Source organism: Micropruina sp. (assembly GCF_047602085.1).
Lineage (GTDB): Bacteria > Actinomycetota > Actinomycetes > Propionibacteriales > Propionibacteriaceae > Micropruina.
In genome coordinates, this window is the sequence record NZ_JASGID010000006.1 from 62,116 (window position 1) to 81,145 (window position 19,030).

At 69.4% G+C, this 19,030-nt stretch carries 19 protein-coding genes and 1 other RNA gene; 10 read left to right on the forward strand and 10 right to left on the reverse strand.

The genetic code is table 11. The annotated features are described in order from the left end of the window. Positions 1–321: 321 nt before the first annotated feature. The 4 genes from QM721_RS11870 (at position 322) to rnpB (ending at position 6,434) form a co-directional block, all read left to right on the forward strand. Entirely contained in the window at positions 322–2,055 is a 1,734-nt protein-coding gene (locus QM721_RS11870) for a phospholipase D-like domain-containing protein (RefSeq protein WP_415122232.1), read from the forward strand. Positions 2,056–2,102: 47 nt separating this feature from the next. Beyond that, positions 2,103–3,833 (forward strand): alpha/beta hydrolase, encoded by a 1,731-nt coding sequence (locus QM721_RS11875; RefSeq protein ID WP_415122234.1) that lies wholly within the window; start codon positions 2,103–2,105, stop codon positions 3,831–3,833. Between the two features lie 421 nt (positions 3,834–4,254). After that, positions 4,255–5,685 carry an RNB domain-containing ribonuclease gene (locus QM721_RS11880; protein ID WP_415122236.1) on the forward strand — a complete coding sequence of 477 codons (1,431 nt, stop codon included), beginning with the start codon at positions 4,255–4,257 and terminating at the stop codon, positions 5,683–5,685. A 361-nt stretch (positions 5,686–6,046) separates the two neighbouring features. Continuing rightward, positions 6,047–6,434, forward strand: an RNA gene (gene rnpB, locus QM721_RS11885) — RNase P RNA component class A. A gap of 78 nt (positions 6,435–6,512) precedes the next feature. On the opposite strand, the gene QM721_RS11890 is transcribed toward rnpB, so the two are convergent. The 7 genes from QM721_RS11890 to QM721_RS11920 all read right to left on the reverse strand — a co-directional run bounded on the left by QM721_RS11890 (position 6,513) and on the right by QM721_RS11920 (position 10,638). Next, a complete protein-coding gene (locus tag QM721_RS11890; protein ID WP_415122238.1) occupies positions 6,513–7,073 on the reverse strand; it encodes an RNA polymerase sigma factor in 561 nt (186 codons plus the stop codon). 1 nt (position 7,074) lies between these two features. Continuing rightward, on the reverse strand, positions 7,075–7,866 hold the full coding sequence (locus tag QM721_RS11895) for a hypothetical protein (protein ID WP_415122240.1): 792 nt from the start codon (positions 7,864–7,866) through the stop codon (positions 7,075–7,077). 85 nt (positions 7,867–7,951) lie between these two features. Continuing rightward, on the reverse strand, positions 7,952–8,974 hold the full coding sequence (locus QM721_RS11900) for a CobW family GTP-binding protein (protein ID WP_415122242.1): 1,023 nt from the start codon (positions 8,972–8,974) through the stop codon (positions 7,952–7,954). A gap of 2 nt (positions 8,975–8,976) precedes the next feature. Further along, positions 8,977–9,144, reverse strand: a complete 168-nt coding sequence (rpmF, locus tag QM721_RS11905) for a 50S ribosomal protein L32 (protein ID WP_415122244.1) — start codon at positions 9,142–9,144, stop codon at positions 8,977–8,979. After that, positions 9,144–10,229: a CobW family GTP-binding protein gene (locus QM721_RS11910; RefSeq protein WP_415122246.1), complete on the reverse strand. Its 1,086-nt coding sequence runs from the start codon at positions 10,227–10,229 to the stop codon at positions 9,144–9,146. Before QM721_RS11910 ends, rpmF begins: the two co-directional genes overlap by 1 nt. Before the next feature lie 38 nt (positions 10,230–10,267). Then, positions 10,268–10,390, reverse strand: coding sequence for a type B 50S ribosomal protein L36 (gene ykgO / locus QM721_RS11915; RefSeq protein ID WP_415122248.1), 123 nt, complete (start codon positions 10,388–10,390; stop codon positions 10,268–10,270). After that, positions 10,387–10,638, reverse strand: a complete 252-nt coding sequence (locus tag QM721_RS11920; RefSeq protein ID WP_415122250.1) for a type B 50S ribosomal protein L31 — start codon at positions 10,636–10,638, stop codon at positions 10,387–10,389. Before QM721_RS11920 ends, ykgO begins: the two co-directional genes overlap by 4 nt. 53 nt (positions 10,639–10,691) lie before the next feature. Between QM721_RS11920 and rpmB the strand changes: the two genes are divergently transcribed. The 3 genes from rpmB to rpsN are packed head-to-tail and all read left to right on the forward strand — an operon-like array spanning position 10,692 to position 11,403. After that, positions 10,692–10,928, forward strand: coding sequence for a 50S ribosomal protein L28 (gene rpmB, locus QM721_RS11925; protein ID WP_415122253.1), 237 nt, complete (start codon positions 10,692–10,694; stop codon positions 10,926–10,928). Continuing rightward, the gene (gene rpmG, locus QM721_RS11930) at positions 10,928–11,101 is read left to right on the forward strand and encodes a 50S ribosomal protein L33 (RefSeq protein ID WP_415122255.1); all 174 of its coding nucleotides are present in this window, start codon (positions 10,928–10,930) and stop codon (positions 11,099–11,101) included. The genes rpmB and rpmG overlap by 1 nt, the downstream gene beginning before the upstream one ends. Further along, entirely contained in the window at positions 11,101–11,403 is a 303-nt protein-coding gene (gene rpsN, locus QM721_RS11935; RefSeq protein ID WP_415122257.1) for a 30S ribosomal protein S14, read from the forward strand. The genes rpmG and rpsN overlap by 1 nt, the downstream gene beginning before the upstream one ends. Positions 11,404–11,642: 239 nt before the next feature. Here rpsN and QM721_RS11940 read toward each other — a convergent pair whose 3' ends face one another. Further along, a complete protein-coding gene (locus QM721_RS11940; protein WP_415122259.1) occupies positions 11,643–12,515 on the reverse strand; it encodes a DUF2510 domain-containing protein in 873 nt (290 codons plus the stop codon). A gap of 43 nt (positions 12,516–12,558) precedes the next feature. Then, the gene (gene map / locus QM721_RS11945) at positions 12,559–13,407 is read right to left on the reverse strand and encodes a type I methionyl aminopeptidase (RefSeq protein WP_415122261.1); all 849 of its coding nucleotides are present in this window, start codon (positions 13,405–13,407) and stop codon (positions 12,559–12,561) included. Between the two features lie 46 nt (positions 13,408–13,453). On the opposite strand from map, the gene QM721_RS11950 reads away from it, so the two are divergent. Further along, positions 13,454–13,663, forward strand: coding sequence for a hypothetical protein (locus QM721_RS11950; protein ID WP_415122263.1), 210 nt, complete (start codon positions 13,454–13,456; stop codon positions 13,661–13,663). Positions 13,664–13,723: 60 nt separating this feature from the next. Next, positions 13,724–15,061 carry a type I glutamate--ammonia ligase gene (glnA, locus tag QM721_RS11955; protein WP_415122265.1) on the forward strand — a complete coding sequence of 446 codons (1,338 nt, stop codon included), beginning with the start codon at positions 13,724–13,726 and terminating at the stop codon, positions 15,059–15,061. Positions 15,062–15,631: 570 nt separating this feature from the next. On the opposite strand, the gene QM721_RS11960 is transcribed toward glnA, so the two are convergent. After that, positions 15,632–16,006, reverse strand: a complete 375-nt coding sequence (locus tag QM721_RS11960) for a sterol carrier family protein (protein WP_415122267.1) — start codon at positions 16,004–16,006, stop codon at positions 15,632–15,634. A gap of 50 nt (positions 16,007–16,056) precedes the next feature. Between QM721_RS11960 and QM721_RS11965 the strand changes: the two genes are divergently transcribed. Next, on the forward strand, positions 16,057–19,017 hold the full coding sequence (locus QM721_RS11965) for a bifunctional [glutamine synthetase] adenylyltransferase/[glutamine synthetase]-adenylyl-L-tyrosine phosphorylase (protein ID WP_415122269.1): 2,961 nt from the start codon (positions 16,057–16,059) through the stop codon (positions 19,015–19,017). Positions 19,018–19,030: the final 13 nt, after the last annotated feature.

Consider the following 19,030-nt stretch of genomic DNA (forward strand, 5'->3'; position numbering starts at 1 on the left):
GCCGATCTCACCGATGCTTCGCCGCTCGAGGACTCCACGCCAAGCGACGTGCGGCCAGCGAGGGATAAGTAGGCGCTGCTCTTTCGCTGGTCGAGCTTGTCGAGACCTCGATCATCACGCTGCGGCAAGGGGTTTCGACAAGCTCAACCAACGGTGGGCGCATTGATCAGCGTTTCCATCACTTCTCGACACGGTGACCGGCCCGGCCGGTGCTCGCACCGAGATCGGCATGCGGTGGGCTCCCGGTGGCTCGGGTCCGCCCCGGCACGAACGTCCGGGCTGAGCGGGTATCAATTCCCGCCCGCGGGGCTACCTTGAAGCATGCGTTACCGGTCACGCTCCGTGCGGGGCATGAGGGCCTACGCGGTGTGCGGCGTGAACACCGTGTCGTTCGGCCTGACCGCCACCGACTTCGCCCGCAAAGGGCTGCTCGGGTTCTGCGTCGAACGGGCGGCCGAGGGCGGTCCGTTCCTGTGGATGCAGGGCTTCAAGGTGTTCCGCTCGCTGGTGCCCGACCCCCAGCCGTCCGATCAGGTGAGCACCTACAGCCACCCGATTCAGGCCCTGGTCTGGGACGATTTCACGCTGCGGCCCGACACCACCTACACCTACCGGTTTCACCCGATGCGGGGCACGCCGGCCAAGCCGCGGCGCAACCAGCCGATCACCATCACGATTCACACCGAGCCGTTGCACGCCGGGGTGAGTGACGTGGTGTTCAACCGCGGGGTGGCCTCCAGCCAGGCCTACATGCACCGGTTCGGCGGCACGTCGCCCGATGACCAGCCCAGCCCGCAGTTGCGCCAGCAGGCCCTGGACTGGCTCAGCCGCGACCTGGACGACGTGCTGCTCGACCTGATCGGGGGCACCGGTCCCGGCGACGCGCTGCACGGCGCGTTCTACGAGTTCACTTACCGTCCGGTTCTCGACGCGCTGGTGGCGGCGGCCACCCGTGGTGTGCAGGTCAGGCTGGTGGTCGATTTCAAGGCCACCGACGGCGGCCCGCGCGAGGCGAACCAGGCGGCCATCGCGGCGGCCGGTTTTCCAGCCGGCGTGATCATCGCGCGCGAGGCGCGGGTATCGGCGATCGCGCACAACAAATTTCTGGTGCTGAGCCACCGCGGCACGCCGGCGGCGGTCTGGACCGGTTCGACCAACCTGACCATGGGCGGTGTGCACGGGCAGTCGAACGTCGGCCACCTGGTGCGCGACGCGGCGACCGCAACCGCCTACCAGGCCTACTTCGAGCTGCTGGCCACCGACCCGGGTGGACGGTCGTCCGACGCCGCGGCCGCAAAGCGCACCAAGAACGGCGTGTTCAAGGCGCAGGTGGCTGCCCTCAGCCCGGCACCGGCCGACCGCGCCGGGGTGGCGCCCGGCATCACCCCCGTCTTCAGCCCCCGGCCCGACCTGGGCCCGCTGACCAGCTACGCGCAACTGATCGGGGCGGGCGCCACCTCGCTGGTCTGCGCCACCTTCGCCTTCGGCATCGCGCAGGAGATTCAGGACGCCGCGGCCGCCGGCACCCCGGACGGCCCGCTGCGCTTCTTTCTGCTCGAAACCCGGGGCAAGGCGACCGTGCGGCTCGACGCCACCCGCAACGTCTACCAGGCGTGGGGCTCGGAACTCGATCACCCGCTGGGCCAGTGGGTGGCCGAGACGACCACCCGCGCGCTGGGCCTGAACCAGCACGTGGCCTACATTCACGACAAATTCCTGCTCTGCGACCCGCTGGGCCCCGACCCGGTGGTGGTGACCGGATCGGCGAACTTCTCGCGGGCGTCCACGCTCGAAAACGACGAGAATATGATCATCATCCGGGGTGACGCCCGGGTGGCCGACATCTACTTCACCGAGTTCAACCGGTTGTTCTTTCATTACTACTTCCGCTCGGTGGTGCAGCAGCTCGGCGTCGGGCAGGAGGCATCCGAGGCGGAGGCCCACGCACTCGATCTGGTCGAGGACGACACCTGGACGCTGAAGTACGCGCCGGGCACGCTGCGCGCCAAGCGCGTGGCGAAGCTGGCCGAAATGGCTAAGCCGCTGGCCGGTTGAGCCGCACCCCTGTCATAGGCTGAACCCAATCGACGAGAGGGGTCGGGGTGGGTTCGATTTCGACTGTCGGCCTGGTGCTCGGCTTGTGTGCGTTCCTGGTCTCGTTCGCGCCCAGTCTGCTGCCGCGACGCTGGCTCATGCAGGGCGTGATCGGCGGCGCCGTCGCGGCCATCGGCTACGTCGTCGGCTTTCTGCTCGAAGGCACCGCCGACGCCCTGGGGCGGTTGATCGGGCTCGACGTACAGGTCACCTGGCGGATGCCCGGCGGGTACGTGGTGCTGGCCGTTCTCGGGGTGGCGCTGCTGGTGCTGGGCTGGTGGTGGTCGGTGCGCGAACACCGCAAGACCGCCGCACTGGTCAGCATGCCTCGTCAGCCGGTGTGGCACGACATCGCCGCCACCGCCGTGGCGATGGCGTTTCTGAACGTGCTGATCCTGCTGCTCGTCGGCCTGGAGACGTTCACGACTTGGCTGACCCGTGGTCTCGACCTGTTCCTGCCGTCCCTGCTGTCGATCACGGTGGCGTTGATCGTGGCGCTCGTCGTGGTGCGGCTGGTGAACCGCATGGTGTTCCGGCGCACTCTCGAGGCACTCACCCGGCAGGCCGACAAGATGAACCGGCGCCGTCCGAACGGTGTCGAGGCTCCCACCCTGACCACCCGCAGCGGTGGCCCCGGCTCGGCCCAGCCGTGGGCAGAGCTCGGCCGTCGCGGGCAGATCTTCACCGCCTGCGGGCCGTCCGCGGCCCAGATCGAGGCAGTGACGGGCGAACCGGCCCTGGAACCCATTCGGATCTATGCCACCCAGGGTGAGGACGGCGTCGCCGCTGCCGTCGAGGTGGCCATGGCCGAGGTGCGGCGCACCGGCGCACTCAGGCGGGGCACGGTGGTCGTCGACACCCCGGCTGGCCGGGGTTGGGTGGACGAGTTCTCGGTGCAAGCCGTCGAGCACCTCACCGGCGGGGACTGCGCGACGATCTCGATTCAGTACTCGAAGCTGGCCAGCGCCTTCGTCTTCCTGGCCGATCGTGAGACCCCGCGCGCGAGCGCTTTCGCCCTGCTGGCCGCGATCGAGGACGAGATCGAGTTGCTGCCCCACGACCGGCGTCCGGCCGTCTACGTGAGCGGGGAATCGTTGGGCAGCTACGGCGGGCACGGTGCCTTCGTCGACGCCGACGACATGATCGAGCGGGTCGCCGGCGCGGTGTGGATCGGTACCCCCGGTTTCACCAAGATCGCCCGCAAGCTCACCGCCTCGCGCATGCGGGGATCGCCCGAGATCACGCCGGTGATCGACAACGGCCGGCATATTCGCTTTGTCACCAAGCCCACCGAATTGGTGGTCGACGCCTACGGGCGGGTGCTCGGGCCCTGGCAGTCCCCGCGCATCGTCTACGTGGCACACGCCTCTGACCCGATGGCCCGGTTCACCGCCGACCTGGCCTGGCGCGAGCCGGACTGGATGCGCGAGCGGGCCGGCAGCGATGTCAACGCGTCGTTGCGCTGGTGGCCGCTGGTCACCTGGTTTCAGACCAGCACCGACATGGTCACCAGCCTCGACACCCCGCCCGGCCACGGCCACATCTACGAGGACGAGCTGGTGCCGATCTGGGCGGCGGTGCTCGACCGTCCGGACGCGCCGATCACCGTGATCACGGCGGCGATCCGGGCCTCGGTCGACAAGCTGAAGAAGCCCCGGCCCGGCGCCGTCGGGCCCGGGTCGGGCTCGGGCTCGTTGCGCCCGGGTGGCGGGCTGGGTGGGCCGGGGGCTTCGGGGTAGGCCGCAGACTTCGCTGGTCGAGACGGCTGGTCGAGACGGCTGCGATGCCTAGACGAAGGGCTTGATCATACGCAACCGGCTTGCGGTCGCGTTGCTGAGTGCCTTGTTCGGACTCATGCGGGGAAACGCGTGTTTTGATGGATCACGCGGCCTCGGTTCGCTCTCTGCGCGTAGAAATGAGTGCTACGGCCCGCCACGGTGGCCGGCATAACTCTCGTTTCGACGCGTGGAGTTGCGCGGTCGGGGCCGGCCGGTGTGAAAACGCGCGTTTCTCCGCGTGCATCCGGCCGTGCCGGGTCGACGCCTACCCGGGTGCTTCGCGCCGGTTGGGTCGCCGCTGCCGGCGGAGGTGTGGATCGATCAACGGGTCCTCAGCAGCGTGTCGCGGTTAGGGTGAGCGCATCCGACCCGGAGGTCACCGATGCCCAGTCGTAACGTCGCCTTTCTCGACGAGGTTCCGCCGTCGCTGCGCGAGGGGCTGCGCCTGTTGCGCGACTCGCTCGGCGTGCCGGAGGACTTTCCTCCCGAGGTGGTCGAGGCGGCCGAGGCGGCGGTGGTCGGCGTCCGGCTGCCCCAAGAAGACCTCACCGACGTGGAGTTCATCACCATCGACCCCGAGGGGTCGATGGACCTCGACCAGGCCCTGCACCTGTCGCGCACCGATGGCGGCTACCTGCTGCGCTACGCCATCGCCGACGTGGCCGCGTTCGTCGAACCCGGCGGGCCGATCGACCGGGAGTGCCACGAGCGGGTCGAGACCCTCTACGCGCCGAACCGGCGCACCCCGCTGCACCCGGCGGGGCTGAGCGAGGGGGCGGCGAGCCTGCTGCCTGGCCAGACCCGTCCGGCGCTGGTGTGGCAGATTCACCTGGACGCCGACGGTGCGCCCACTGACGCTTCGGTCGTCCGGGCGCGGGTGTGCAGCCGGCAGCGCTACAGCTACGAACAGGTGCAGGCCGCCATCGACGACGGCACCGCTGGCGAGCAACTCGACCTTCTCAAGGTGGTGGGGCAGCTGCGGGAGCAGGCCGAGATAGCGCGCGGCGGTGTCAGCCTGGGTGTGCCCGAACAAGAGGTGACGGTGGCCGACGGGTCGTCCTGGGCGCTGGAATACCGCACCAACCTGCCCTGCGAGGGCTGGAACGCCCAACTCTCGCTGCTCACCGGCATGGTGGCGGCGCGGATGATGCTGGATGCCGGCGTAGGCATTCTGCGCACCCTGCCCCCGGCTGAAGACCATGCGATCAACCGGCTGCGTCGCACCGCACAGGCGCTGGGCATCTCATGGCCGCAGCAGGTTTCGTACCCCGACTTCGTCCGGGGGCTGACCGCGTCGGTGCCGCGCGAGGCGGCCATGCTCAACGCCTGCACCACGCTGTTTCGCGGCGCCGGGTACGACGCGTTCACCGATGGGCCGCCCAAGGGCGCCGAGCACGCGGCCATCGCGGCACCGTACGCCCATGTCACGGCGCCGCTGCGCCGGCTGGTCGACCGCTACGCGGGCGAGATCTGCGTGGCGTTGAGCGCGGGGCAACCGGTGCCCGGTTGGGTGCTGGACGCCCTGGACGCCCTGCCCAGCGAGATGCAGGTCTCGGCGCGCCGGGCCGGCAGATACGAGCGGGGCATCGTCGACCTGGTCGAGTCCATGGTGCTGGCGCCGCGCATTGGGCAGAGCTTTCCGGCCGTGCTGATCGACGTCGACCCCGATCGCAAGGCCGGCCTCCTGCAGATGCAGGAGCCGGCGGTCGAGGCCCGGGTGCGGGGCAGCCGGCTGAAGCTGGGCGGCGAGGTGAAAGCCACTCTGGTGGCCGCCGATCTGGTGAAGGGCTCGGTCGATTTCCGGGTGTTCTGAGGGCATTGACCGGCGTTCGCCCGCGTAGCGCTGCTTCACGGTGTCGGTCCTGGTGTCGACGATGGTGGCCTGGTGGCCGTTGCAGGTAGGTGGCGGCCCGCGCCGTGGGAGCGCTGAACGCGCTCAGCCGGAGGGCGACGCCGGCGGTCAGCGGCAGAATCACAACTCGGCTGAGCCGGGTGCGGGTGGTGGGCATGTGCTGCTCCTTCGGTCAGCCCGGCGGGTTACCCGGGGGTGCTTGAACAGCACTTCATCGTCGACCGATGAAACCCCCGTGACGCCCAGATGAGGAACGGCCCATCTGGGCGCCGACGGTGCCGTTTCGCCGCCAACGGGGCTGCTGGCCTACCCTTGAGCCGGACGAGTCGGCCGGGTGATCGCAGCGAGAGCTGAGGAAAGTCCGGACTCCACAGGGCAGGGTGGTGGGCAACGCCCACCCGGGGTGACCCGCGGGACAGTGCCACAGAGAACAGACCGCCGCCGGCAACGGCGGTAAGGGTGAAACGGCGGTGTAAGAGACCACCAGCACCCCGGGCGACCGGGGTGGCTCGGCAAACCCCACCCGGAGCAAGACCAAGAAGGGCGTCGTCTTCGGACGCAGCCCGCGGACGCCGTTCGAGCGCTGCCCGCGCGAGGCGTCCGGGTAGGTCGCACGCCTTCGGGCGAAGGCGGTTGGCAACAGCCGTCGCAGATGGATGATCACCGGGCCTTCGGGCTCACAGAATCCGGCTTACAGGCCGACTCGTCCCCCACGAGCGCTGGGCCAACGGCCGTGCTTGACAGGTTCCGAAGGGACGGCAGCCGACGGACTTCGTCGAGTGCCTGGCTCAGCCGGGCTGCGGGGCGATTCCCAGACCGGCAGGGCTCGGCGCCATTTCGTCGCGTGGGTGGGTTTCTAGGTGAGCGGCCAGTGCCGGGTCGGCCGCGATCCGTCGCCGGGCCCGGTGCAGGCGCACTCGGGCGGCCGGGGCGCTGATGCCGATGGTTGCAGCGGCTTCGCTCGGGGTGAGGCCCTCCCAGATGGTGAGGGTGAGAAGTTCGCGGTCGGCCTCGGTCAGCTTGTCGAGGGCGGCGCGGACGATCGCGTTCGTCTCGGTGTCGGTGTCGGTATCGGAAGCGTCCTGGGTGCGGGCGGCGAGGTCGGTGATCATCGTCGTGGGCGGGTTCCGGCGCTGGTGGGCCAGTCGCAGCCGGCGCGCGGTGCTGAACAGCCAGGCGCGCCGCAACTCTGGCGTGGGAAGGGCGTCCCGGCGGCGCCAGGCGGTCAGGAAGGTCTCAGAGAGCAGGTCTGGGGCGTCATCGTCGGCTCCACGGCGGCGAAGGTAGGCCAGAATGCCGGCGGCGTTGGCGCGGTAGAGCGCTTCGAACTCGGTTGGTGACACGCCCATGTCAGCGCTTCGTGGTGGGCTCGGGTTCGGCCGGGGCCCGGTTGCCTGGTTCGGGCTGAGCAGCCTGGGTTACGGTCGGCGCCGCGCACCAGCCGGACTCGTCGACCGCGGCGTTGAACTGCTTGGCGTTGTTCGAGGCTGCGGCGTCGATGATGCCGGGCAGGTAGCCAAAGACAGTCGGCTGGCTTCCGTCGTCCCCCGGGTAGCCGTCGACGGCGGGGGCCGGGTCGAGGTCGGTCACCGCCGGCCAGGCGATGGCGCCGCGCAGTGCGGTGGTGGCGGCAGAGCGGGTGCTCGGATCGGCCCAGGTGGTTGCCCAGGCGCAGATTGCCTCCTTGGCCAGGTTGCCGCGCAGGGCGCCGGTGGTGGCTTGGGCGTCGTGTCCGGCCTCGCCGGCTTCTGCGGCAAGCCGGCTGACGGACGTCCTTCGACTGACCTGATCGGGAAAGGGGATGTCTGAGCTGAGCTCGGTCAATCGGGCTGCGAAGTCGGTGCCGTCGAGTCGCCAGACTTCCCCGGGGCCAGAAAGTGGAACATCGGCGGCCGGGTTCTCGATGCCGGTCCGGGTCGAGATGGCGATCGCCGCCGCACTGGTGGCCAGGGCGACCGACAGCGCACCGACCAGCACTGCCGGTCGCTGCCAGCGGCGGGGCAGCGGAACGACCACCGGGTCAACGTCCAACGCGGCGTGCACCCTGGCCCAGGCATGCTCAACGGGCTCCTGGTCGTCGCAGATGGGCAGTGGGTCGGCGCCGGCGATGAGGCGGTCGAGGCGCTCGCCTGGTTCGATCATGTGAGGGGTTTCCCTTCGGTGCGGTGACTGTTCTCACCTACACATGCCGCAGCGTTACACGCCCGAGCTCGAGCCGTCCACTGTGCTATTCGCTGAGCCGTCGGTGGCGCAGCAGTCGGCGTAGTGACGCTGCGGTCGGACGTTGAGTGGCGGGCGCGAGCGCCTGCTGCAGCCGGGCTCGGGTGGCCACCTGGTCGAGGTGCATGCCGATCGCGACCAGCCCGTCCGGCAGATCAGGGGCGGCGTCGGCAATGTGCACCAACCTGCCCACCACATTGACCAGGAGGCGCCGCGGGTTGCGTCCGGTGACCACGGTGACGCAGCCCTTGATGCGGTAGGCCTCGGCCGGTGGATGCTCGAGCAGGTCGAGTAGCCGGCCGGGGTCGACGGGCGCGGCAACGGGTACGGTCACACTGACGGCGTGGGCGTGGGCGTGGGCGTGGGCGTGGGCGTGGGCGTGGGCGTGGGCGTGGGTCAGGGGCAGCGCATCCGACGCCGGCTTGCGGCACGCCGGATCGAACACCAGTAGTGGGTCGATGCGGCCATGGCTGGCGGTGACGACGTGGGCGTGGCCGTGCTGACGCACCCGGCGGGTGAGTCGTGCCACCCGCTCGTTGCGCTGGGCCAGGGGCAGCCGGTCCAGTTGATTGATCACCACCAGCGATGCGGCGGCGTAGCGGGCCGGCGGCAGGCTATGGGTGTCGACGGTTGCGAAGTGGTCGACGGCGTTGATCACGTCCACCACGCCGCCCGGCCGTACCCGGTCGACGCCGCTGAACCTGATCTGTCTGGCCAGGGCGGCCGGTTCGGCGATGCCGCTGGCCTCCACCACGATGGCGTCCAGGCGGCGCGACGGACGGGCCAGCTTCTGCAACGCCTCATCCAGCCCACCGGCCTCAGGCAGGCAGCACAGGCAGCCGCCGGCGATGGAGGCCGGCTCGTCCACCTGACCGCTGACCAGCGCCGCGTCGACGTTGATCGACCCGAAGTCGTTGACCACCACACCCAGCCGGGCACCCGGGGTGCGCAGCAGTTGGTTCAGCACGGTGGTCTTGCCTGCGCCCAGGTACCCGGTGAGAGCGATCACCGGCAGTCGTACCACCGCCATGATCAGCCGGGGTCGATCAGCCCGCGCTGGTAGGCCCGCACCAGCCGGCGCGGCACCCGATGCACTACCCCGCGAATGGTGATCGGCACCAGGTCGGGCAGTTCAGCCTTCCACCGGGCCCGTCGGTGCCGGGTGTTGCTGCGCGACAGGCGTCGCTTCGGAACCGCCATCACTGCACCTCGTCGATCGCCAGGTGCCGCACCGGCCCCAACCACGGCTCGAAGCCGTCGTCGAGCACTTCCCAGTAGCGGCCGCGCACGGCGAGTTCGGCGTCGGTGAGCAGGCACCCTCGAAAGGCCGCCTCCAACTCGTCGCGGCCGTCGTCCAGGCCCACCACCACGATGCGGGTCAGGGGGCCCTGCTCGTCCCAGCGATCGCAGGGGCCAATGCCGAGCAGGCCCCCGGCGCCGTCCCACTGGCACACCTGGGCTGGACGGCTGGGTAGCCAGAAGCAGCCGCGCGACCGCCGCGGGCCGCCCCCCAGCACCGCGATGGTGTCGTAGAGCCGATCGGGGTGAAAGGGACGCTCCGACCTGAAGTCGAGCACCCAGGCCCGCTCGCCCGTGGTGTGCGGCAGTGGGTCTCGGCGCACCACCGAGACCCACTGCTCGCTGCAGTCGGCCCGGTGGATTCCGGCCAGCAGGGCGCCGGAGTCGAGCGCGCCCACGTCGTCGTAGATTCTCAGGTCGGGCCGGGCCAGCACGGCCAGCACCTCGCGACCGGCCGTCTCCGGCTCGCCGATCAAGACCGCGGCGTCGGCGTACTCGACCATCGCCGTGGTCGTCTCGGCCACGCCCGCGTCGTCGTCGGGGCGCACCGGCAGGCCCCGGTCGAGCAGATGCTGCTGCCCGAGCAGGTCGTCGACCAGCGACTCGCCGTCGAGCGCCACCACCGTGGCGGCGATCCGCAGATGCCGCACCGCGTCGCCGGCCATCCCCACCGCACGGCAGACCTGCACCGCGTCGGCGGTGATCGGCAATTGGGCCACGATCACCTGCCAGCGACTCGAGGCGGCCAGCCGTTCCAGCGTGGGCACCACGTCGTCGCGAATCGCACAACTCACGCAGGCGTGGTCGACGTTCAGCTCGACCTGCTCGATCAGCCCGGTGATGTCAGAGACGGTGCGGGTGAGCACCTCGCGCTCGGGGTCGACCTCGTGCTGCACCACGACTGCGGTCGGCAGATCCCACTGCAGGGCGATCGTGGCCGCTGCCATGGCATGCTCGGCGATGCCGCTGACGAGAATGACCGGCACCCGTGCATCGTTCGTGGCGGAGTCGTGCCCGGCCCGGTTCACCCCTGCCTCGCCTTCATGCGCGGGTTGTCTTTGTTGATCACGAACGTGCGCCCGCGGCGACGCACCACCTGGGCCCCGGGCAGTCGCTTCAGGGCTCGCAGCGAGTTGCGCACCTTCATCGGGCACCGCCCAGCCCGTAGCGGCGGCGGAACCGTTCGACGCGACCCTCGGTGTCGACGATGCGGTCGCGTCCGCTCCAGTAGGGGTGGCTGGCCACCGAGATGTCGACATCGATCACGGGGTAGCGGCCCCCCTCGAAGTCGATCTCTTCGCTCGATGTGAGGGTCGATCCGGTGCGGAAGGCGAAGCCGGCGGCGCGGTCGCGGAACACGACCTGCTGGTAGGCCGGGTGAATGTCTTTTCTCATCTGCTCCTGCTAACGTAAATGAATATCGTTTTTAGTATGACACAGGAGTAGCAATGGCACGAACCTGCCAGGTCACCGGAGGTCGTCCCGGTTTCGGCAACAACGTCTCGCACTCACACCGTCGCACCCGGCGTCGCTTCGGCGTCAACGTGCAGCGCCGGCGCTATTGGGTGCCGAGCCTGGGCCGCTCGATCACCCTCATCGTGAGCACCCGAGGCATCAAGACCATCGATGTCCGGGGCATCGAGACCGTGGTCGCCGACCTGCAGCGCCGCGGGGTGCGGTTCTGATGGCCGCTGGCAAGGGCAAAGAGCTGCGGCCCGTCGTCAAGCTCCGATCGAGCGCCGGCACCGGTTACACCTATGTCACCCGTAAGAACCGCCGCAACGACCCCGAGCGAATCGTGCTGCGCAAGTACGACCCGATCGTGCGCCGCCACGTCGAGTTCAAGGAATTCCGCTGATGGCCAGCAAGTCGGCCATCGCCGCCGATCGGCGGCGGCGGGCCACGGTGGCGCGCTATTCGTCCAGGCGAGCGGCGTTGCGCGACCTCGCCAGAACCGCGACGACCCACGACGAGCGGCTGGCCGCCTACGCCGCGCTCTCGAAGCTGCCTCGCGATGCCAGCCCCAGCCGCCTGCGCAGCCGTGACGCGACCGACGGACGCCCCCGCGGCTACCTGCGCAAGGCTGGCATCAGCCGCATCCGGTTTCGTGAATTGGCGCACCTGGGCCACTTGCCGGGGGTCACCAAGTCGTCGTGGTGACTGCCAAGGAAGCGCTCATCAGCGCAACCAACCGCTGGTTGAGCCTGTCGAAGCCCCCTGCCCAAGCGCCATATCCGAGGTCTCGACAGGCTCGACCAGCGCTTCCCTAACCGGCCGGTGTCGGTGCATTGGACCGGCGCGCGCTGCATCTGCCCAAGCGTCATATCCGAGGTCTCGACAGGCTCGACCAGCGTTTCCCTAACCGGCCGGTGTCGGTCATCGGACCCGCGCGCGCTGCATCAGCGCTTCTCGACCTTGAGCCCGTCCCGGCTGGCGTCCACCTGCTTTTGGGTCTGGGTGTCGCCGATGGTGGCGAAGGTCATCAGCACGCTGCGTGAGCCGTCGGTGTGCTGCACCACCAGCAGGTAGACGTTGTCACCCGGAATGTTCTTGAGGCGATGGATGCGAACCTGGTAGCTCAGTTCCCAGGCCGACAGCCCGTCGATCGTGCGGGCGGTGCTGCTGATCTGCTTGAACTCAGCCTTCTCGCCGATGTAGAAGCGCTCGACGGAATCTTCGGCGATCGCGCCGGCCTGCTCGTGCAGGGTGCCCAGCATCGACCGCGGCTGAATGCCGGCCAGAATCACCTCGCTCACCCAGGTGGGGGCGATCTGGCGTTCCAGGCCGGTGGCGCAGATGCTCCAGGGCAGCACCCGCACGGCGTTCACCTCCCACCGCGAGTCGTCGATCACCGGCACCGAGAGCGCACCGCCGTAGAGCCGGCCGTTCACCACCGCGTCGTCGTACGCGGGGCAGGGCAGGCTGATCTCGGGTGACTTGGTCGGTGTCGGTGTCGGTGTCGGTGTGGACGGGGTCGGGGTGGGTCGGGTGGTCTCGTCCCAGGCCGACACCGTCGGCGAGCCGGTCGGCACCGGCCGTTCGGGCGTCGAGCTGCCGCCGAAGACCCGGGGCAGAAAGAAGATCGCGAGCAGTGCCAGCACGACGATGGCGGCGATCGCGGCCACCACCACTCTGGCCCGGTTGTTCGGGCCGGGTGGGGTCGAGCCGGCTGCGGGGTCGGCTGAGAGCTGATCGGTCCACGCCGTGCCGTCCCAGTAGCGGAACATGCCCGCTTGACCGCCGGGGTCGGGAAACCAGCCGGGTTGCGCCATCGGTCACCTCCTCTCGCCTGCGGTCATGATGCCGGGCGTTTGGTCAGGGCAGGGTGAGCACCTCGGCGCCCTGCGGAGTCACCACCAATGAATGCTCGAACTGCGCGCAGCGGCTGCGGTCGTTGGTGACCACCGTCCAGCCGTCGCTCCACAGGTGCGAGCGGTAATCGCCCAGGGTGAGCATGGGCTCGATGGTGAACGTCATGCCGGGCTCGATCACCGTGCTGAGCGACGGCTCGTCGTAGTGGGGTATCACCAAGCCGGAATGAAATGCCGAGTGCACGCCGTGGCCGGTGTAGTCGCGCACCACGCCGTAGCCGAACCGCTTGGCGTAGGCTTCGATCACCCGGCCGATGACATTCACCTGTCGGCCGGGCTGCACCGCCTTGATGGCTCGGTTGAGCGCCTCGCGGGTGCGGTCGGTGAGATCTCTGGACGCCTGGTCGACCTCGCCGCAGTAGAAGGTGCCGCAGTTGTCGCCGTGCACGCCGCCGATGAACACGGTGACGTCGATCTTGACCAGGTCGCCGTCCTCGAGCGGACGGGCATCGGGTATGCCATGGCAGATCACCTCGTTCACCGAGGTGCAGATCGACTTCGGAAAGCCTCGGTAGCCCAACGCCGAGGGGTAGGCGCCGTGGTCGCAGATGAACTCGTGGGCGACCGCGTCCAACTGGTCGGTGGTCACCCCCGGGGCGATCGCGTCGGCGGCCACATGCATGGCCTGCGCGGCGATGCGCCCGGCGAGGCGCATCTTCTCGATCACCTCCGCGCTCTGCACGTGTGAGCCCCGGTAGGGCTCGGGTGCGGGGCGTCCGACGTAGTGGGGGCGTTCGATCGACCGCGGCACCGCACGCCGGGCGCTGAGCGGGTAGGGCTTGATCGCGGTCACGGGCGCGATCATAGTTGGCGAGACCCCAGCGACAAGGAGACCGGCTGTGATCGACGATCAGTGGTACTGGTGCCTGCGGCACAACGCCATCGAACCTTACGCCGGCTGCAAGGCTGAGGATCGGCTGGGCCCGTACGCCACCCGTGACGAGGCGGGCCTCGCGCTCGAGATCGTCCGGCTCCGCAACGAGCGGTGGGACCGTGACGACGAGCAGTTCGGCGACGACCCGGACGCGCCTTCGGTGGCGGGCGGATGAACCAGCACTGCATCGTGGATGTAACGCAACTGAAACATTCCGGACGGCAGACTAGCGGGCATGGATAAGCAGACCGAGTTCGTCCTGCGTGCCATGGAGGAGCGCGACGTTCGCTTCGTGCGTCTCTGGTTCACCGACGTTCTGGGCTATCTGAAGTCGGTGGCGATAGCCCCGGCCGAGCTCGAGGGCGCCTTCGCCGAGGGAATCGGCTTCGACGGGTCGGCCATCCAGGGCTTCACCCGCGTGTACGAGGCCGACATGGTGGCACACCCCGACCCGTCCACGTTTCAGTTGCTGCCCTGGCGTGGCACCACCCAGGGCACCGCGCGGATGTTTTGCGACATCCGGCTGCCGGACGGTTCGCCGGCCTTCGCCGACCCCCGCCACGTGCTCAAGCGGGCGCTGCGCAAGGCGGCCGACATGGGCTTCACCTTCTACACCCACCCCGAGATCGAGTTCTACCTGTTCAAAGAGCCGCTGACCGCAGGCGATCCACCCACCCCGGTCGACCAGGGCGGGTACTTCGACCACACCACCGCCAATGCCGGCACCGACTTTCGCCGGCACGCGATCACGCTGCTGGAGCAGATGGGCATCTCGGTGGAGTTCAGCCACCACGAGGGCGGGCCGGGCCAGCAAGAGATCGACCTGCGTTACGCCGATGCGCTGATGACGGCCGACAACATCATGACCTTCCGGGTGGTGATCAAAGAGGTCGCCGCGATGAAGAACATGTTCGCCTCGTTCATGCCCAAGCCGCTGGAGAATCACCCGGGTTCGGGCATGCACACCCACGTGTCACTGTTCGAGGGCGACGCGAACGCGTTCTACGACGCCTCGGCCGAGTACAACCTGTCGAAGATCGGGCGGCAGTTCATCGCCGGGCTGCTGCGCCACGCGGCCGAGATCTCGGCGGTGACCAACCAGTTCGTGAACAGCTACAAGCGGCTGGCGGTCGGCTCTGAGGCCCCGCGCTACATCTGCTGGGGCCAGAACAACCGGTCGGCGCTGGTGCGGGTGCCGATGTTCAAGCCGACCAAGGGCGCCTCGGCCCGGGTCGAACTGCGCTCCATCGATTCGGCGGCGAACCCCTACCTGGCCTACGCGCTGGTGCTGAGTGCCGGCCTGGCCGGCATCGAGAACGACTACGAACTGCCCGAGGGTGCCGAAGACGACGTCTGGACGCTGACCGAGCGGCAGCGCCAGTCGTTGGGCATCAAGCCGTTGCCGCGCTCGCTCGACACCGCGATCACCCTGATGGAGAACTCCGAACTGGCCGCCGAGACCCTTGGCGAGCACGTATTCGACTTCGTGCTGCGCAATAAGCGGGCCGAATACGAGGCGTACCGGGCGCAGGTCACGCCCTGGGAGCTGCGAACGTTGTTGCCGGCGCTGTGATCAGCCAACGCTGAACAGTGTTTGGTAGGGGCCCATCGACCGCGGAGGTGCCCCGCCGGGTCAGCGGTCAGGCTTTGAGCTCCCGCCAGTTGGCCATGCCTGCTACGCGACGCCCCCGCGGCGCCTGGCTGCGTTGTCGTCGGTCGAGGGACCACCGGCCCGACTCCCTCCTGCGCCTTGCGAAGCATCCACCGGATGCGCCGCTCGCGACGGCAGCGCCCACTGACGGAATCTCTTAAGGGTTTCGAGTTCAGTCGGCACCCGACGTGCTGAGCGGGCACTGTCGAAGCGGTCTCACCGATGGGCAGGTGCGTGCCACAGGTTCGACGAGCTCAACCGTTAGCGACGTGCTGACTTTTCGCTGGTCGAGGGTATCGAGCCCTCGAACGGAGTGCTCTGGCTAGAGGTTTCGACAGGCTCAACCAGCGCTGGTTGCGTTGGTCGGCGCGTGGTGAACCGTCGGTGGCCACGTCGAGTGTGAATCATTCGCACCAGTGGGGGCCGACACGGTGGCTGCGCCGCAGGCCGCGTCAATCGAGCGAAGATTTCACAGTGGGGCTGGGGCCGGGGTCAGCCGCTGACCAGGGGAAAGATCGCCCTCAGGTCGCTGCGGGTGCCCGAGGCCAGCACGTGGTGAGATTTCTTCGCGTCGGCCCAGGTCAGCGTGCCGGCAGCGAGCCGCAGCAGCACCTCGGGGGAGCACTCGACCACGTTCGGTGGGGTGCCGCGGCGATGCCGCCCGGCGTCGTCGAGTGCCAATTGCACGGCGGCGAACGGCGGCACTCGTAGCTCGATGCTGCCGCCCGGGTGCAACCGGGCCAGCTCGGCGCACACAGCGCGCACCACCCGGGCCAGCACAGTGCGCTCCAAAGGCTCGCCGGTTCGCAGCCGCTCGGCTGCGTCACGCACCTCGATGGCGTTCAGCGGGCCAGGGGTGCGGGGCATGCCGCCGACGGTACTCGTTGTGGTTGCGGCGACGCCCTAGCATCACCGGTATGGACCGGACGACGACGACCGAAGGCACGCTCGCGCGCCTGGGTTTCGGCGATCCGCACCGGGCCGCGCAGACGTTGTCGGGGTGGTTCGACGAACACGGCGATGCCTGTGACGCACTGGTCGAGCAGGTGCTCGCCGCAGCCGACCCCGACTTGACGCTGAATGGCTTGACTCGATTGATCGCGGCGCGGCCCGGCCTGCTGGCCGGTCTGGTGGCCGAGCCCGAGTGGGGTGAACGGGTCTGCCGGGTGCTGGGCGCCAGCATCGCGCTGAATCAGCACCTGGGCGCCCGGCCGCACGATCTGGACGTGCTACGGGGGCCGGTCGACCGTCGTTCGGCCGCCGAGCTGCGGGCAGTGTTGCTGGGCGTGATCGGTGCCGACCCCGCGGCGGTGCACCCGGTCGCGGACGCCGGCCGTTCGGACGACCTGCGGCTGGCCTACCGCCGCGAGGTGCTGCGCATCGCGGCCCGCGACCTGACCAGCCCCGACCCGTTCGCCGAACTGCCCCAGGTTGCGGCCGAGCTGGCCGATCTGGCCGACGCCACCGTCGAGGCGGCTCTGGCCCTGGCCCGTGGCGAGGTGCCCGGCTGGGAGTGTGTGCGGCTGGGCATTGTCGCGCTGGGCAAGACCGGCGGTCAGGAGCTCAACTACGTCAGTGACGTCGACGTGCTCTACGTCGCCGAACCGGCCCTCGGCGACGACGGGGAGCCGGTGTGCGGCACCGCGCAGGCGGTGACAGTGGCCACCAAGCTGGTGGGCGCGCTGACCAGGGTCTGCTCGGCGCACACCGCCGCCGGCACGATCTGGCAGCTCGACGCGGCCCTGCGGCCCGAGGGCAAGGCCGGGCCGTTGGTGCGCACCCTCGCCTCGCACCGGGCCTACTACGAGAAGTGGGCCAAGAACTGGGAGTTCCAGGCCATGCTCAAGGCGCGTGCCATGGCCGGCGACCTCGGGCTGGCTGACGATTTCGTGGCCATGGTGCGTCCGATGGTGTGGCGGGTGGCCGAGAACGACCAGTTCGTTTCAGAGACGCAGGCGATGCGGCGCCGGGTGATCGCGCTGTTGCCGCCGCGCGAGGCCGGTCGTGAGATCAAGCTGGGTGCGGGGGGGCTGCGTGACGTCGAGTTCAGCGTGCAGTTGATTCAATTGGTGCACGGCCGGGCCGACGAGCGGGTGCGCCAGGCCGGCACGCTGGCCGCCCTCGCCACCCTGATCGAGTACGGCTACGTCGGACGTTCCGACGGCAGGGACCTCGACGCCGCCTACCGGCTGATGCGCTTGCTGGAGCACCGTATTCAGCTTGAGAAGCTGCGCCGCACCCACCTGATGCCCGACGACGAGTTGAGCCTGCGCCGGCTGGCCCGCAGCAGCGGGCTGGGCGAGGTCGGCGAGTTGCTCGGCCGTTGGCGTGACGCCGCCCGCCGGGTACTGAAGCTGCACCAGCGGCTGTTTTACTCGCCGCTGCTCGAGGCGGTGGCGCGGATTCCGTCCGAGGCGGTTCGGTTGACTTCATACGGGGCTGAGGTGCGGCTGCGGGCACTGGGCTACGCCGACCCGAGGGCCGCGCTGCGGCACATCGCGGCGCTGTCGCAGGGGCTGTCGCGGCAGGCCGAGATTCAACGCCAGTTGCTGCCGGCGATGCTCGGTTGGTTCACCGCCGGCCCCAACCCCGACCACGCCCTGCTGGCGTTTCGGCAGGTGTCCGAGGCGATGGGGCGCACCCAGTGGTACCTGCGGGCACTGCGCGACGGCGACGCGATGGCCGAGCGGCTGGCCAAGATTTTGTCGTCCAGTCGCTACACCGTCGAGCTGATGATGCGCGCCCCGCAGTCGGCCGGCATGCTCAACGACGCCAGCAGCCTGCAGCCGCGCGACCGGGGCGAGATTCTCGCCGAGATGCGGGCTTCAGCCAAACGCCACGACAACCTGCAGGTGGCGGTGGAGCACATTCGGGCCGTCCGGCGTCGCGAGTTGCTGCGGCTGGCGATGGCCGACATCTTGGGCAGCATCGACCTGTCCACCCTCGGGGTGGGCCTGTCTGAACTGGTCAGCGCCACCATCGATGCAACCCTCGAAGTGGTCCGGCGCCGCTTCGACTGGGCACCGCGCGTGGCGGTGATCGCGCTGGGCCGCTGGGGCGGTGATGAACTATCTTACGCCTCAGATGCCGACGCCATGTTCGTGGTCGAAGACAGCGACCGCCCGGACGCCCTGAAGATCGGCACGCAGATCGTCTCAGAGCTGCGGGCCGCCCTGGGCCAGGCCGGCCCCGACCCGTCCCTCGACATCGATGTCGATCTGCGGCCCGAGGGCAAGAACGGGCCGATGGTGCGCTCGCTGGGTTCGTACCGGGCCTACTACCAGCGCTGGTCGGCGACCTGGGAGGCGCAAGCCCTGGTGCGGGCTGCGCACGGGGCGGGCGATCACGATCTGTCGGCGGAGCTGCTCGCGACCGTCGACCCGCTGCGCTTTCCGGCCGAGGGGCTGGCCCGCACCCAGGTGCACGAGATTCGCAAGCTCAAGGCGCGCATGGAGGTGGAGCGCATTCCGCGAGGCAGCGACCCGCTGCGCAACACCAAGCTGGGCCCGGGAGGGCTTTCAGACGTGGAGTGGACGGTGCAGTTGCTGCAGCTTTGCCACGGTCATCGGGTGCCGGGGCTGCGCACCACCTCGACCCTTGAGGCGCTGGCCGCCGCCGAGCAGGCCGGCCTGATCGCAGCCGACGACGCGGGCGCGCTTCGCACGGCCTGGGTGCTGGCCGGACGCTTGCGCAACGCGATCCTGCTGCTGCGCGGACGGGCCTCCGACACGATTCCGTCCGACCCCCGCGAGGCCGGTGCCGTGGCTCAATTGCTGGGCTACGACAAGGGCGAGGCGAGCATCATGCTGGACGCCTACCGGCGGCACACCCGCCATGCCCGACTGGTGATGGACCACGTGTTCTGGGGGCTTGAGTGAGTGCGCCGCTGGC

Bases quoted from the DNA above. Each gene is read 5' to 3' on its own strand.
- glnA (WP_415122265.1), top strand. From the start codon at position 13,724: ATGGATAAGCAGACCGAGTTCGTCCTGCGTGCCATGGAGGAGCGCGAC.
- QM721_RS11890 (WP_415122238.1), bottom strand. From the start codon at position 7,073: ATGGGCGTGTCACCAACCGAGTTCGAAGCGCTCTACCGCGCCAACGCC.
- rpsN (WP_415122257.1), top strand. From the start codon at position 11,101: ATGGCCAGCAAGTCGGCCATCGCCGCCGATCGGCGGCGGCGGGCCACG.
- QM721_RS11900 (WP_415122242.1), bottom strand. From the start codon at position 8,974: ATGGCGGTGGTACGACTGCCGGTGATCGCTCTCACCGGGTACCTGGGC.
- rpmB (WP_415122253.1), top strand. From the start codon at position 10,692: ATGGCACGAACCTGCCAGGTCACCGGAGGTCGTCCCGGTTTCGGCAAC.
- QM721_RS11895 (WP_415122240.1), bottom strand. From the start codon at position 7,866: ATGATCGAACCAGGCGAGCGCCTCGACCGCCTCATCGCCGGCGCCGAC.
- QM721_RS11960 (WP_415122267.1), bottom strand. From the start codon at position 16,006: ATGCCCCGCACCCCTGGCCCGCTGAACGCCATCGAGGTGCGTGACGCA.
- ykgO (WP_415122248.1), bottom strand. From the start codon at position 10,390: ATGAAGGTGCGCAACTCGCTGCGAGCCCTGAAGCGACTGCCCGGGGCC.
- rpmG (WP_415122255.1), top strand. From the start codon at position 10,928: ATGGCCGCTGGCAAGGGCAAAGAGCTGCGGCCCGTCGTCAAGCTCCGA.
- QM721_RS11870 (WP_415122232.1), top strand. From the start codon at position 322: ATGCGTTACCGGTCACGCTCCGTGCGGGGCATGAGGGCCTACGCGGTG.
- rpmF (WP_415122244.1), bottom strand. From the start codon at position 9,144: ATGGCGGTTCCGAAGCGACGCCTGTCGCGCAGCAACACCCGGCACCGA.
- QM721_RS11940 (WP_415122259.1), bottom strand. From the start codon at position 12,515: ATGGCGCAACCCGGCTGGTTTCCCGACCCCGGCGGTCAAGCGGGCATG.
- QM721_RS11880 (WP_415122236.1), top strand. From the start codon at position 4,255: ATGCCCAGTCGTAACGTCGCCTTTCTCGACGAGGTTCCGCCGTCGCTG.
- QM721_RS11920 (WP_415122250.1), bottom strand. From the start codon at position 10,638: ATGAGAAAAGACATTCACCCGGCCTACCAGCAGGTCGTGTTCCGCGAC.
- QM721_RS11965 (WP_415122269.1), top strand. From the start codon at position 16,057: ATGGACCGGACGACGACGACCGAAGGCACGCTCGCGCGCCTGGGTTTC.